Annotated in this window: 14 protein-coding genes; 8 read left to right on the forward strand and 6 right to left on the reverse strand. The window is 71.8% G+C overall.

What is annotated here, in order from left to right:
- The first annotated feature begins 59 nt into the window (after positions 1-59).
- Entirely contained in the window at positions 60-1,088 is a 1,029-nt protein-coding gene (locus ACIRJR_RS03140) for a hypothetical protein (RefSeq protein ID WP_403772923.1), read from the forward strand.
- A gap of 34 nt (positions 1,089-1,122) precedes the next feature.
- On the opposite strand, the gene ACIRJR_RS03145 is transcribed toward ACIRJR_RS03140, so the two are convergent.
- From ACIRJR_RS03145 to ACIRJR_RS03155, 3 genes are all read right to left on the reverse strand, one after another.
- Positions 1,123-2,568 (reverse strand): flotillin family protein, encoded by a 1,446-nt coding sequence (locus ACIRJR_RS03145; RefSeq protein ID WP_403772926.1) that lies wholly within the window; start codon positions 2,566-2,568, stop codon positions 1,123-1,125.
- Between the two features lie 83 nt (positions 2,569-2,651).
- A complete protein-coding gene (locus tag ACIRJR_RS03150) occupies positions 2,652-3,173 on the reverse strand; it encodes a hypothetical protein (RefSeq protein WP_403772929.1) in 522 nt (173 codons plus the stop codon).
- A gap of 105 nt (positions 3,174-3,278) precedes the next feature.
- Positions 3,279-3,764, reverse strand: coding sequence for a peroxiredoxin (locus ACIRJR_RS03155; protein WP_403772932.1), 486 nt, complete (start codon positions 3,762-3,764; stop codon positions 3,279-3,281).
- A gap of 159 nt (positions 3,765-3,923) precedes the next feature.
- Between ACIRJR_RS03155 and ACIRJR_RS03160 the strand changes: the two genes are divergently transcribed.
- The gene (locus ACIRJR_RS03160) at positions 3,924-4,667 is read left to right on the forward strand and encodes an alpha/beta hydrolase (RefSeq protein WP_403772935.1); all 744 of its coding nucleotides are present in this window, start codon (positions 3,924-3,926) and stop codon (positions 4,665-4,667) included.
- Positions 4,668-4,742: 75 nt separating this feature from the next.
- Positions 4,743-6,434, forward strand: a complete 1,692-nt coding sequence (locus tag ACIRJR_RS03165) for a SpoIIE family protein phosphatase (protein ID WP_403772938.1) — start codon at positions 4,743-4,745, stop codon at positions 6,432-6,434.
- A 39-nt stretch (positions 6,435-6,473) separates the two neighbouring features.
- On the opposite strand, the gene ACIRJR_RS03170 is transcribed toward ACIRJR_RS03165, so the two are convergent.
- Together ACIRJR_RS03170 and ACIRJR_RS03175 are read right to left on the reverse strand one after the other, a co-directional pair.
- A complete protein-coding gene (locus ACIRJR_RS03170; RefSeq protein WP_403772941.1) occupies positions 6,474-6,689 on the reverse strand; it encodes a hypothetical protein in 216 nt (71 codons plus the stop codon).
- Between the two features lie 129 nt (positions 6,690-6,818).
- Entirely contained in the window at positions 6,819-7,403 is a 585-nt protein-coding gene (locus ACIRJR_RS03175; protein WP_403772944.1) for a hypothetical protein, read from the reverse strand.
- A gap of 342 nt (positions 7,404-7,745) precedes the next feature.
- On the opposite strand from ACIRJR_RS03175, the gene ACIRJR_RS03180 reads away from it, so the two are divergent.
- From ACIRJR_RS03180 to ACIRJR_RS03195, 4 genes are all read left to right on the forward strand, one after another.
- Positions 7,746-8,090 carry a MerR family transcriptional regulator gene (locus ACIRJR_RS03180; RefSeq protein WP_403772947.1) on the forward strand — a complete coding sequence of 115 codons (345 nt, stop codon included), beginning with the start codon at positions 7,746-7,748 and terminating at the stop codon, positions 8,088-8,090.
- Between the two features lie 305 nt (positions 8,091-8,395).
- Positions 8,396-8,599: a cold-shock protein gene (locus tag ACIRJR_RS03185; protein ID WP_031090619.1), complete on the forward strand. Its 204-nt coding sequence runs from the start codon at positions 8,396-8,398 to the stop codon at positions 8,597-8,599.
- Positions 8,600-8,899: 300 nt separating this feature from the next.
- Positions 8,900-10,468 (forward strand): DEAD/DEAH box helicase, encoded by a 1,569-nt coding sequence (locus tag ACIRJR_RS03190; RefSeq protein ID WP_403772950.1) that lies wholly within the window; start codon positions 8,900-8,902, stop codon positions 10,466-10,468.
- Positions 10,469-10,529: 61 nt separating this feature from the next.
- The gene (locus tag ACIRJR_RS03195) at positions 10,530-10,838 is read left to right on the forward strand and encodes an SCO5918 family protein (protein ID WP_403772953.1); all 309 of its coding nucleotides are present in this window, start codon (positions 10,530-10,532) and stop codon (positions 10,836-10,838) included.
- Between the two features lie 171 nt (positions 10,839-11,009).
- On the opposite strand, the gene ACIRJR_RS03200 is transcribed toward ACIRJR_RS03195, so the two are convergent.
- Positions 11,010-11,918 carry a zinc-binding alcohol dehydrogenase family protein gene (locus ACIRJR_RS03200; RefSeq protein ID WP_403772956.1) on the reverse strand — a complete coding sequence of 303 codons (909 nt, stop codon included), beginning with the start codon at positions 11,916-11,918 and terminating at the stop codon, positions 11,010-11,012.
- A 260-nt stretch (positions 11,919-12,178) separates the two neighbouring features.
- On the opposite strand from ACIRJR_RS03200, the gene ACIRJR_RS03205 reads away from it, so the two are divergent.
- Positions 12,179-12,943: an SDR family oxidoreductase gene (locus ACIRJR_RS03205; protein WP_403772959.1), complete on the forward strand. Its 765-nt coding sequence runs from the start codon at positions 12,179-12,181 to the stop codon at positions 12,941-12,943.
- Positions 12,944-12,946: the final 3 nt, after the last annotated feature.

Consider the following 12,946-nt stretch of genomic DNA (forward strand, 5'->3'; position numbering starts at 1 on the left):
ACGTGTGTAGCAGCACAGCCCGAGGACCTTCACCACCAGTGGATAGAAGGTCCACCAGGATGCTTTGGCATGCTATCGCGCCGTCTCGCGGCTACACGAAGGCCGCGAACGAACTTGTGCGCACCCCGCGTCTGAGCAGTGACGCGAAGATCCTCCTCCTCTATGTGCAGGGGCTTCCCGCCGACCGGCGAAGTGTTGCCCTCAGCGAGCACGCGCGGGCTCTCGGGATCACCGGACGGGCCTACCAGAAGGCGAAGAAGCTGCTGGTCACCGCGGGATACCTGTACGAGTGGCGGCAGCAGGGCGGGCGGGGCTTCTGGACCACCGAACAGCTCCTCGCCAATGTCGTCCTGACCCCGGACGAGGCGAAGGGGGCCCGGGCCGGGACCCCGCTGCCGCCGGTCGTGTCTCCGGGTGAGCGGAATCTGGCGGTCGGGCATCCGAGGGCTCGCGTGGTCGGTGGTCAAGAACCGGTAGAAGAAGAACGTGAGAAGACCACTTCCCACCCACCCACCGAACCAGCGGCCGACGATGCGGTCCGGGATGCCCCGGACCCCGAAGAGGCGCAGGCCGAACGGCTGTTGCTCTCGCTGAGGCGGGCACACCGCTCGCTGCATCTGGGGGTGGCGGAGGCCCGGAAGCTGGTGGGGTTCGCCGTGGAATGGCTGCGGCGCGGTGTCAGCGCCGGGGACCTGCGCCGGGTGCTGGTCAGCGATCTGCCGCCGGACGGAGTGCGGTCGGCGGTCGGGTTCCTGCGGCACAGGCTCGTGCAGAAGCTGCCCGAGTACCCGGCCCCCGCGCCCCTGCCCGAACGGGCGCCCGCAGCGGTGCCGTTGGTGCGGTGCGCCGCGCCGGGGGACGAGCACGTCTTCCGGCCCGGCCCCGGCGAGGAGGACGAGACACGGTGCGGGCCGTGCCGTCGGGCTGCGGCGCGGGCCGCGTGGGACGAGGCGAGGGCGGCTCAGCTCGCGGCGGAGGCCGCCGGTCTCCCGGATCCGGGCCCGGGGACCGACGCGTACGCCCACACGCCCTGGCGGGAGAGGGTCGCGGCCGGGCACGGGGCGGACATGAGCGTGCCCGGCCGGTGAGGGCTCACCGGCCGGGCACGGGGGGACGGGGGAGTCAGTCCTTGATCTCGATCTTCTCGCCGTCGGCCGCCGGGGCCGGAGCGGGCACCGTCGCGGGCACGGCGCTGCCGCCCGCCTTGCCCTGGAGGTTCCGGAGCAGGGCGGCCAGGTCGACGCCGGTCGTGGAGTTGAGGAGCTCCAGGCCCTGGGCCACGTTGTCGGTGACCGTGCGGGACAGCTGGCTCGCGCCGTCCGTCGAGATGACCGTCAGCTTGTCGATGGCGCTCAGCGGCTCGGACGCCTTGGCGACGACCTGCGGGAGCACCTCGACGAGCATCTGGAGGACGGCCGCGTCGCCGTACTGAGCGAAGGCGTCCGCCTTCTTCTGCATGGCCTCGGCCTCGGCGGCGCCCTTCGCGGCGATGGCGGCGGCCTCGGACTCGCCCTCGATGCGTACGGCGTCGGCGAGGGCCGAGCGGTGGAGCTTCTCACCCTGACCGGTCAGGCGGGAGCGCTCCGCGTCCGCCTCGGCCTCCTTGACCTGCGCGATGCGGCGGGCCTCGGCCTCCTGCTCGGCCTGGTAGCGGGCGGCGTCGGCGGGCTTGCGGACCTTGGTGTCGAGCTGGCGGTCCGTCAGTGCCGCCTGGCGCTCGGCGACCTTCTCCTGCTCGGTGAGGACCTCCTGCTGGCGGGCGGCTTCGGCGAGCGGACCGGCGGCGTTGGCCTTGGCCGCCGCGGCTTCGGTCTCGACCTTGATCTCGGCCTGCTTGAGGTAGAACGTCCGCTCGGCGATGGCGATCTCCTCGGCCGCCTTCAGCCGGGCCTGCTCGGAGGCACGCCGGGCGATGGCCTCGGCGATGTCGGCCTCCTGCTTGGCACGGGCGGCCTCGGGGCGTCCGAGGTCCTCGAGGTAGGAGCCCTCGGTGGTGATGTCCTGGATCTGGAAGGCGTCCAGGATGAGGCCCTGGCCGGAGAGGCTGGCCTCGGCCTCCTCGGCGACCTGGCCGGCGAAGGCGGCGCGGTCGCGGATGATGTCCTCGACGGACATGCGGCCGACGATGGCGCGGAGCGCCCCGGAGAGCACCTCCTGGGTGAAGCCGACGATGCCGTTCTGCTGCTGCAGGAAGCGCTGGGCCGCGGCGCGGATGGCGTCCTCGCTGCCGCCGACCTTGACGATCGCGACACCTTCGAGGTTGGACTTCACACCGCGCAGGGTGACGGCACCGCGCACGGCGACCGGGATGTGCCGGCTGGAGAGGTCGAGGGTGAACTTCTGCTGGACGAACGGCACCACGAAGACGCCGCCGCCGACCACGACCTTCTGGCCGCTGTTGTCGATGCTGGTGCGGCCCGTCACGGGGTCGACGGACTTCTTCCCCCGGCGGCCCGTGATGATGAAGGCATGGCTGGGCCCCGCGACCTTGTACCGGGTGATCACGGCGAGGGCCAGGAGCACGATCAGGACGACGGTGCCGATGATGGCGATCAGTACTGGACTCATGAGAGTTGTCCCCCTTGCCCTCCCGACGGGACGGCAGTCTGTTCGGCTGTACGGGTTCTGGACAGGCGTGTGGAGCGGGCTGGTCAGCGCTCGACGGGGCGGACCGTGACCGAGGTGGTGGAGAGAGTGGCCTCCACCCAGACCTCGGCACCGCGTTCGACCGGCACGGCGCTCTTCGCGGAGAACTTCACGGTCTGGCCCGCGAGTCGGAGCAGGACCTCGCCGTAGCCGTCGGCCGGAATCGGCGTGACGACCGACCCCGAGGTGCCGACGAGGTCCTCGCCCCGGGGTGTGGCCGTCGTCTGATCGCGCATCAGGGCCCGGCTGAGCTTCCAGGTCAGCCAGGCCGCGGCGAGGCCCGCCACGGCGCCGGCCGCGACGGCCACCGGTGTGCCGACGTCGGTGGTGCCCAGGACGATCGCCCCGCCGAAGCCGAGCATCGAGAGGAAGCCGGCGACGACGGGGAGGGAGAGCAGACCGTCGAAGAAACCGTTCAGCAGTCCGTCCAGCGCGTCACCGAAGAGCCCTTCGAGGACTCCGTCGAAGATCAGGGACAGCGTCAGCAGAGCGATTCCAGCAATGCCGAGACCGAGAAAGACGGTCACGCGATCACTCCCCCGTGTGCGCGGTTCCCCCGAAAAGTTTCCGTCGAACTGCCTGAATGGTCCCATGCCGGACCCCGCGGGGGTACTGCCGGAGTCCGGCAGTTTTCACGGGGTTTTGATGCCGGAGAGCTGCTCGGCGAGTGTGTCCAGCGACTGGAAGGTGGCGCCGAGCAGGGCGACGTGCTTCCACCGCAGCACACCGTCCGGCCCGATCAGGAAGACGGAGCGGCGTACGCCGATGCCGGGCGCGGCGACCCCGTAGGCCCGGGTGGTCTCCCGGTCCGCGTCGGCGAGGAGCGGCATGCGCAGGCCGTGGCCGCGGGCGAAGTCCTCGTGGCTGTCCACACCCTGTGGACTGATTCCCCAGACCTCGGCGTCGAGGCCCTCGAAGGTCTCGAAGCCGGAGGAGTACGAGCAGAGCTGCTTGGTGCAGACGGCGGTGTTGTCGCCGGGGTAGAAGGCCAGGACCACGGCCCTGCCGCGTGCGGCGGAGAGCGTGTAGTCGCGCCGCTCGAAGGCGTCGTCCAGGAGCACGCCTCCCGGGAGGGTGAAGTCCGGTGCCGGCTGGCCGATTCGGGGTCCTGACGCCATGTCGAGGCTCCTTGGGTCGCGTTCGGGAACGGTTCGTGCCTCGTACAGTGAACGGCACCTTCCACGCATCGACACGTTCGACCCATCCGTACGCCGTCCGGCACCGAATATGGGGGGAGTGCGCGGGCGTCGGCCCCGCACCTCGACCGGGAGGTACGTGTGGCCGAACGACCGCCGTCGGCAGCGGTGCTCATCCTCCACGGCGGCTACGAGACGGGGCTGGCGGCACCCGCGCCGGGCGCCATGAACCTGCCCGGTCTGCGGATGCTGCCGGTCGCCCGGGTGGTGGCCCGCGCGGTGCGCGGTGACTCCGGGGTGCGTGTCCAGCGGGTCCGGTACACCCACCGGGGCTGGAACGGGCACCGGGAGGACCCGCTGCACGACGCCTTACGCGCGCTGGACGCGCTGCGCCGCGAGGCGGGGGACATCCCCGTGGTCCTCCTCGGCCACTCCATGGGCGCCCGCGCCGCCCTCCACGCCGCCGGGCACCCCCTGGTCCGCTCCGTGGTCGGCCTCGCCCCGTGGTGTCCGCCCGGCGACCCGGTGACACAGCTGGCGGGACGCGACGTCGTCCTGCTGCACAGCACCCGGGACCGGGTGACGAGCCCTCTGGCGTCCCAGTCGCTCACGGCCAGGGCCCGCCGGGCGGGTGCCCGTACGTGCCTGGTCACGATCCCGGGCAGCGATCACGCGATGATCCGCCGGGCCCCGGCCTGGCACCACCTGACGGGGCTGCTGGTGAGCGGGATGCTGGGGCTGACCCCGGTTCCGAAGCGGGTGGAGGCCGCGCTCGGGCTGCCGTCGGGCGCGGCCGCCTCCGAGGGGACCCTCCCGCTGGACGGACTGGACACCGGCAGTCCCGCCCCGCGGAGATGCGGGGCGGCGCGGGGCGGCAGACGATGAGGGACCGGGTGCTCGTCGGGCCATGAGCGGGCGACCGCCCAGCCCCCGGCGGGACGTATCCCCCTGGAGGCTCCGTTGCAGGCCGAAGAGCACGCCGACCCGCCGCGCCTCGACACGGCCGGGCTGGCCGTGCTGCTCGGCGGCAGCCCGGGCGGCGTCGCCGTCCTCGACACGGATCTGCGCTACGTCTATGTGAACCGGGCATTCGAACGGCTCAACGGCATGCCGGCGGCCGCCCACCTCGGCAGGACGGTCGACGAGGTCCTTTCGGAGATCGACGTCCGGACCGACGTGGTGCACCGGGTGCTGGCCGACGGCAGGGCACGCGCGGTGACCGTCGGCGCTCGGACCGGTGCGGCTCCCGGGAGGGGCGGGTCCTGGCGCATCTCCTACCACCGCGTCGAGGAGGAGGGCCGGGTCCTGGGCCTGGCCTGCGTCGCCCAGGAGATCACCGCCACCCAGGACGACCGGTCGGAGCTCGAGCGGGCGAGGAGCTATCTGGCCCTCCTGGACAAGGCGGCGGCCAGTGTCGGCACCGGTCTCGACGCGGATTCCACCTGCCAGGAACTGGCGGAGTTCGTGGTGCCCGTGATGGCCGACATCGCCGTCGTCGAGGTGATTCCCGAAGGCGGGGACCAGGACAGCCGCGAGCCGGCCCCCGGGACGCTGCGTGTGCGGCGCGCGGGGCTGGCGGTCATCCCCCAACTCGCGGAGGGCATCGCGCGGTTCGGCGGGGCGGGGACGGACATCGACTACCCGCCGGAGTCCGCGGTGGCCCGGTGCGTGACCACCGGCGAATCCGTGATCGAGAACCTCGCCGACGACGCCTGGTTCGCCCGCTCGACCCCTGACCCCGAGCGCGTCTCCGCCTACCGTGCCATCGGCCTGCACTCGGTGGTCTCGGTGCCGCTCACCGCGGCCGGCCGGCCGCTGGGTGCGCTGAGCCTGGTCCGGGCCGGTTCCTCGCCCCCCTTCACCGAGGGACTCGACGTCGTCGTCGCCCGTACGCTCGCGGGCCGCGCGGCGGTCGACGTGGACCACGCCTACCGCTACACGCAGGAGCACCGTGTCGCCGGCGAGCTCCAGCGGTCCCTGCTCTCGGAGCCGCGGGCCCCCGGCTCGGGCATCGAGATCGCGTCCCTCTACCTGCCGGCGGGGGCGGGGGCCCTGGTGGGCGGCGACTGGTTCGACGCCATCCCGCTCAAGGGCGGGCGCCATATGAAGGTCATGGGCGATGTGATGGGCCACGGTGTGGAGGCGGCCGTCGCCATGAGCAACTACCGGTCGATGCTGCGCATCATCGCCGAGGACGACTTCCCGCCGCACCGCGTCCTGGAGCGCCTCGACAAGGCGGTCGAACAGTCCGGCCTCGACCGGGCGGCGACCTGCCTGGTCGCGGTCGTCGACCGGAGGGAGGGCGTCTGCGAGGTGGCCAGCGCCGGCCATCCGCCACCCGTCCTCATCGATCCGGGCGACCGGGGGGCGAGGGTGGCGCGGATCCCCGTGGGGCCACCGCTGGGGACGGGGATGGGCGGCTACCGCACGACAGTGCTGCCGTGCGGCCCCGGGACGGTGCTGTTCATGTACACCGACGGCCTGGTGGAGCGCCGGGGGGAGGACATCGACGTCTCGATCGAGCGGCTCACGAGTCTCCGGGCCCCGCGGAGCGGACGCCTGGAGGATCTGCTGGACGAGGTCGTGGACCGGTTCGCGGCCACGGCCGAGGACGACATCGCGGTGCTCGTCTCGCGGAGCCGGGGCTACTGAACGCCTCCGGGCGCGGCCTGGGCGGCGGGCCCGGAGGCGTCACCCGGCAGGCTGCCGGGAGTGACCGCGCAGCCTGCGCAGCACGAGCAGGGCGGACGTGATCAGGGGCAGGAGCCCGGCCACGGCGTTCGCCGTCTCCAGGTTGTCCTGGGCGCCCCGGTTCTTGCGCAGGCGGTTGACGGAGCGGGCCACGGCGATCGTGCTGCTGCCCAGACTCAGGACCAGACCGACCTTGGAGTTCGACTTCCTGGCCATCTGCGTGCCTCCCGGTGACATCGCGGCGCGGCCCCCGGTCCACGTAACCGGCTCCCGGGCGGGTTCGCAATCGGGGCAGGGCCGCGATGCCGCCGGCGGCCGGGTCAGGTGAGGAGGAAGGCGGCCGCGTCAGGCGAAGAGGAAGGCGGCCGCGGTCGAGGCGCCCACAGCCGCCCCCGCGGCCGTCTGGGCCACCGAGTGGTAGCGCAGCGCCACCCGTGACCAGCACACGGCGAGGGCCGGCACACCCGCGCACAGCCACCACGGGGAGTGCGTGACGCTGAGGAGGGCGACCACGGCCGACGCGACGGCCGAGTCCACCGAGATCTTCCAGAGCGTGTTCACCGCCAGGAGCACCGTGGTCATGGCCCACAGGGAGATCATCGCGATCAGGATGCCGGGCGGGGCACCGCCCAGGACCATGATCAGTGCACCGGCGCCGAGCGAGCCCAGGATCACCAGGAAGATCGGCGCCCGCTGGGTCCGGTCCACGACGTGGCGGTCACCCCACGTCCCGCGCCCGCGCTCCCACTCGATGTAGCCGGCGGGGACCAGGCCGGCGCAGAGGGCGCCGAGGAACCCCCAGGGAAGGCCGGTCCAGTCACCGGCGGACGCCAGCCCGATGGCGAGCATTCCGACGAGCAGTACGTTGCGGGGCTGCAGGACGTCCGTGACCGTCCGGGCCACCGTCGTGGACCTGTCCGTGCCGTTCATGCCGTGTTTCTCTCCGGGGCGCGCGGGCCGTGCGACCAGGGGGGAACCGCTGTCCGCGCGTCAATGTGGCCCTTCACGACGGGGGATGCGTGAAGGGCCACGTGAGCAGTATGACCGTTCGCCGGTCTGCCGACAACTGACCGGCCGGTCAGCCCTGTTGGGGTGGCCACGTGGCTACGGAGGGCTCCGGCCGGGCCTCCCGCCCGCCGGTCCGGCGGGCGGCCGACGCCGGGACCGGGGGAAACCTGTTCCGGCGGCAATAGACATGACCTACCCCTACGCCTAGGGTTTCTTGTGCAGCCAGGCCATATCGGTGGCCGGTGCGCAGCAGAAGAGGTGCAGATGCCCCCGGAGTCCCCGTCGCAAGCCACGGACCGTCTCGACGACGACGACTACCCCGCTTACACGATGGGGCGGGCCGCCGAGATGATCGGTGCGACGCCAGGCTTCCTCAGGGCCATCGGTGAGGCCCGCCTGATCACGCCCCTGCGCTCCGAGGGGGGCCACCGCCGCTACTCGCGCTACCAGCTGCGCATCGCCGCCCGGGCCCGCGAGCTGGTGGACGGCGGCACGCCCGTCGACGCCGCCTGCCGCATCGTCATCCTGGAGGACCAGCTCGAGGAGGCCCTGCGCCTCAACGAGGAGCTGCGCAGGCCCGCACCCGGCCGGAGCGGCGCCGATTCCTGACCGGCGTACGGGTGTATATCTGTTTCCGTCGGCACAGAAATACGCGCAATGAGCGGTCAGAGTTTATGCCCTGCTCGGTGGAGTGGATCTGTAGTGATATGGCGTACAGCTCGCTTGTGCCCGAATCGTGCTACTGTTGATCTCAGTTGCAGTTGTGGTTCCCAAAACTTCAAGTGCTCTCGCCGTTTTCACTCCGGTGGGTGCACTTTTGTATTTCCGGTTTCTTCCGGACGGGGCAATCATTTGCGGCGACGTAGGGCTCGCACAGTGTGGGCCCACGGGCAACGCCCCGAAGGAGATATGACATGGCTACTGGCACCGTGAAGTGGTTCAACGCGGAAAAGGGTTTCGGCTTCATCGAGCAGGAGGGTGGCGGCGCTGACGTCTTCGCCCACTACTCGAACATCGCCGCCCAGGGCTTCCGCGAGCTGCAGGAAGGCCAGAAGGTGAACTTCGACGTCACGCAGGGCCAGAAGGGCCCGCAGGCGGAGAACATCACCCCCGCCTGATCGCTCAGGCGTACGGCGCAGCTGGGGCCCGCACCTTGGGGTGCGGGCCCCAGCTCGTTGTGTTTTCCCGGCTGTTGCCGCGGCTGTCGTACCGATGGAGTAATTCCCGGTGCGGCCGGACTGCGGCTCGGTGGTTATCTGCAGTCATATGGAGTGCCGAATCCGGCTGGTTCATCCGCCGGACGGGCTTCGTTTTTCGTTATTTCACCGGCTCGTTCTTGCGATTCTTGGCGCCGTACATGGCTGCAGCCGCCCGGAAAGAATCCCTCGATACGTGCCATTCGAGGGAAGGGTTCTCCATTGAACCGCGATCGCACAGCTCGCACGAACGACCGATTTTCCCGGACGCGTTCCGGCGGATCCGCAGGCGGCAGCCGTACCGCCAACGGATTCCGCTCGGCGGGGTCCGGCCGGCAGGGCGCCCCCGGTTCGCAGGGCCGCTCGGGCGGACCGAAGCGCTCCGGCGGCTACGGCCGCCGCTCCTCCGCCGTCACGGGTGAATTCGCCCTGCCGGTGACCATCACCCCCGCACTTCCGGCCGCCGAGGCCTTCGCGGACCTGGACATGCCCGAGCCCCTGCTCGCGGCGCTGGGCTCCGAGGGCGTGACCGTGCCGTTCCCCATCCAGGCGGCCACCCTGCCGAACTCGCTGGCCGGACGTGACGTCCTGGGCCGTGGCCGCACCGGGTCGGGCAAGACGCTCGCCTTCGGACTGGCCCTGCTCGCCCGCACCGCGGGCAACCGCGCGGACGCGCGCCGTCCGCTGGCCCTGGTCCTCGTCCCCACCCGGGAACTGGCGCAGCAGGTCACCGACGCGCTCACCCCGTACGCCCGGTCCCTCAGGCTCCGGCTGGCCACGGTCGTCGGCGGCATGTCGATCGGCCGCCAGGCCAGCGCGCTGCGTGGCGGTGCCGAAGTCGTGGTCGCCACGCCGGGCCGGCTCAAGGACCTCATCGAGCGCGGTGACTGCAAGCTGGACCGCGTCGCCATCACCGTCCTCGACGAGGCCGACCAGATGGCCGACATGGGCTTCATGCCCCAGGTCACCGAGCTCCTGGACCAGGTCAACCCCGACGGCCAGCGGATGCTGTTCTCGGCCACCCTGGACCGCAACGTGGACCTGCTGGTCCGCCGCTACCTGCACGACCCGGTCGTCCACTCGGTGGACCCCGCGGCCGGTGCGGTGACGACGATGGAGCACCACGTGCTCTACGTCCAGGGCGCCGACAAGTACGCGACGACCACCGAGATCGCCGCCCGTGAAGGCCGGGTGATCATGTTCCTGGACACCAAGCACGCGGTGGACAAGCTCACCGACCACCTGCTGAACAGCGGTGTACGGGCGGCCGCGCTGCACGGCGGCAAGTCGCAGCCGCAGCGCACCCGCACCCTGGACCGGTTCAAGACCGGTCATGTCACGGTGCTCGTCGCCACGAACGTCGCGGCCCGCGGCATCCACGTGGACAACCTCGACCTCGTCGTCAACGTCGACCCGCCCAGCGACCACAAGGACTACCTGCACCGTGGCGGCCGTACCGCGCGCGCCGGGGAGTCCGGCAGTGTCGTCACGCTCGTGCTGCCCAACCAGCGCCGCGAGATGACCCGGCTGATGTCCGACGCCGGGATCATTCCGCAGATCGCGCAGGTCCGCTCCGGCGAGGCCGAGCTCAGCCGCATCACGGGTGCCCAGGCTCCGTCGGGTGTGCCCGTCACGATCACCTCGCCGGTGTCGGAGCGCAAGGGCGGCGGTTCCGGTCCTCGTGGCCGCCGCGGCGCGCGTCCCGGCCAGGGGCGCCGCTCCAACTCCAACACGGCGACGCCGCAGGCGCGTGCCGCGGCGGCGCAGCGCCGGTCCAACAAGGCCGCGTAGCCATCCGGCCGGCGGTCCGGCCGATCCTGTCCCGCATTCTCTTCGACCTTGTTGAGGCACCATGCGCTGTGTCATCGCCCGATTCCCCTTCGATCTGTTCAAGAACGAGGTGGAGGACTCGATGAAGGGCATCAAGCCCGAACCCGTCACGGGTGACGCGGTGGTCATCAGCCGCCGTGTCTACCCCGTCAAGCAGGTGGGCGAGATCATCACCCGGCAGGACCGCCGGGACTTCACCGCCGGCGAGGTGACGAGGGCGCTGACGCGTCTCGGCTTCACCTGCCGCCCCGCGGAGGTGCCCGCCCCCGCGGCGCCCCTCACCCCGCTGGAGAACGCCTCCGCGCTGCTCGGAACGCCTGGCGAGGCCTGAGCCGCAGGCCCCGCGCCGTACGCACCGCACCCCCGAAGCCCTCGCGGCCCGGGGGTGCGGTGCGTACGGGCCCGCGGGCGTGGCCCGGCGCCCCGCTGGAGCGGGGACGTCCGGACGACCTCCGTCGCCGGCCGGGCCGGCCGCCCGGGGGCGTCAGGGTCCCGGATCCGCTCAGGGGGTCAGGACGATCTTCCCGGTGGTCCGGCGTGCGAGCAGGTCCTCATGAGCCCGCCGGGCCTCGGCGAGCGGGTAGCTGCCGCCGGCCACCGGCCGCAGACGGCCCGCGGCGAGCAGGCCGAAGAGCTCCTCGAGCGGGCCGCTGACCGCTCCTGGGGCGGCGAGGGCGGGGCGGAGCCAGAATCCGGTGACGGAGGCGTTGAGGCGGCCCAGACGGGCCGGATCGACCGGGGTGAAGCCGGTGCGGGCGGCGCTTCCGTAGGTCACCAGCCGGCCGAAGGACGCCAGGGAGTCCAGGGCCCGGTCGAAGAGGTCCCCGCCGACGGCGTCCAGGACGATGTCCGCCTTCTCGTCGAGGGGGTAGGTGACCACCGCGTCCGCCCCGAGCTCCAGGACGAGGCGTTCCTTGGCCGGGGTGGAGACCTGGGCGAGGACCCGGCCCGCGCCGAACTCCCGGGCCAGCTGGACGGCCAGACTGCCGACCCCGCCGGCCGCCGAGTGCACGACGACGGTCTCGCCGGACCGCAGCCGGGCGGCGGAGCGCAGCAGGTGCCAGGCGGTCAGCCCCTGCATCATCAGGGCGAGCGCCTGGGCGGCACCGAGATCCTCGGGGATCTCCAGGAGGCCGGACTCCTTGGCTGTCACCTGCTCCGCGTAACCGTGCGAGACCCGGGCCAGGACCCGCCTGCCGTCCGGGGTGCGGCCCACGACCTCGCTGCCAGGGACGTACGGCAGGGCGTCGGCGCCGAGGTAGGAGCCGTCCGTCTGGTGGGTGTCCGCGAAGTTCACCCCGGCGGCCTCGACGGTGAGGAGCACCTCGCCGGGACCGGGCACGGGGGCCGGCAGTTCGACGGGACGGAGCACTTCTGGACCACCGAAGCGGTCGAACCGGATCGCGAGCATGCCGCACGGTACCGCGGGGCCGCCGAGCGGGACCCTGGTCCGCGGTTCTCCGTCGGTCTCTCCCGGGGAGAGACATAGAAACGGTACGTTCAGTCTGTTTTAGTGGTCACTCTGTGTCGTCATCCGACGGTGCGGAACGGGCAGCCGCCACCGTAACGCCCGGCGTTCCCCACGCACCGGAGCGGCCACGGGTCCGCGCAGGACCGCGTGGTACGGGAACGGCCGTGGCCCGGCACCCGCCGGCCTGCCAGACTGCGGCCATGAGCGATCTTCTCCACGACAGAGTCGTCCTGATCACCGGGGCGAGCAGCGGAATCGGCGCGGCGGCGGCACGGGTGTTCGCCGAGGAAGGCGCGACGGTCGTCCTGGCCGCCCGCCGGGAGGACCGACTGGCCTCACTGGTGGCCGAGTTGAAGGACAAGGGCGCGCAGGCCTCGTACGTGGTCTGCGACGTCACGGTGGCGGCGGATGCCGCGCGCGCCGTCGACTTCACGGTCGGGACCTACGGGCGCCTGGACTCGGCCTTCAACAACGCGGGGCTCGGAGGTGACCGAACTCCCCTGCACCTGATGGGGGATGACGTCTACGACGCGGTGATGGACACCAACGTGCGGGGCGTCTGGAACTGCCTCCGGCACGAGATAGCGGCCATGCTGACGAACACGGGCAGTTGCTCCATCGTGAACAACAGCAGCGTGGGCGGGCTCGTGGCCATACCCGCGGCCGCGCCCTACATAGCCGCCAAGCACGCGGTGGTCGGCCTCACCAGGGCCGCCGCCGACGAGTACGCCCAACAGGGCATCAGGATCAACGCCGTCGCGCCCGGCACCACGCGCAGCGAGATCACCGCCGACTGGTTCGGCCGCAACCCCGGCCTGGAGGAGATGGTCAACAGCCGTACCCCGCAAGGGCGTACGGCTGAACCGGAGGAGATCGCCAACGCCGCGGCCTGGCTGCTCAGCGATCGCTGCCCGTTCCTCACGGGCACGGTCGTGCCGGTGGACGGCGGCTTCATCAACCAGTGAGCC

The organism is Streptomyces sp. NPDC102402, from assembly GCF_044765765.1.
In the GTDB taxonomy this organism is placed as follows: domain Bacteria; phylum Actinomycetota; class Actinomycetes; order Streptomycetales; family Streptomycetaceae; genus Streptomyces.

What these genes read in the sequence shown, in the direction of transcription:
- ACIRJR_RS03195 (WP_403772953.1), top strand. Translation starts at nt 10,530, where the DNA reads ATGCGCTGTGTCATCGCCCGATTCCCCTTCGATCTGTTCAAGAACGAG.
- ACIRJR_RS03200 (WP_403772956.1), bottom strand. Translation starts at nt 11,918, where the DNA reads ATGCTCGCGATCCGGTTCGACCGCTTCGGTGGTCCAGAAGTGCTCCGT.
- ACIRJR_RS03175 (WP_403772944.1), bottom strand. Translation starts at nt 7,403, where the DNA reads ATGAACGGCACGGACAGGTCCACGACGGTGGCCCGGACGGTCACGGAC.
- ACIRJR_RS03140 (WP_403772923.1), top strand. Translation starts at nt 60, where the DNA reads ATGCTTTGGCATGCTATCGCGCCGTCTCGCGGCTACACGAAGGCCGCG.
- ACIRJR_RS03185 (WP_031090619.1), top strand. Translation starts at nt 8,396, where the DNA reads ATGGCTACTGGCACCGTGAAGTGGTTCAACGCGGAAAAGGGTTTCGGC.
- ACIRJR_RS03155 (WP_403772932.1), bottom strand. Translation starts at nt 3,764, where the DNA reads ATGGCGTCAGGACCCCGAATCGGCCAGCCGGCACCGGACTTCACCCTC.
- ACIRJR_RS03205 (WP_403772959.1), top strand. Translation starts at nt 12,179, where the DNA reads ATGAGCGATCTTCTCCACGACAGAGTCGTCCTGATCACCGGGGCGAGC.
- ACIRJR_RS03180 (WP_403772947.1), top strand. Translation starts at nt 7,746, where the DNA reads ATGCCCCCGGAGTCCCCGTCGCAAGCCACGGACCGTCTCGACGACGAC.
- ACIRJR_RS03145 (WP_403772926.1), bottom strand. Translation starts at nt 2,568, where the DNA reads ATGAGTCCAGTACTGATCGCCATCATCGGCACCGTCGTCCTGATCGTG.
- ACIRJR_RS03170 (WP_403772941.1), bottom strand. Translation starts at nt 6,689, where the DNA reads ATGGCCAGGAAGTCGAACTCCAAGGTCGGTCTGGTCCTGAGTCTGGGC.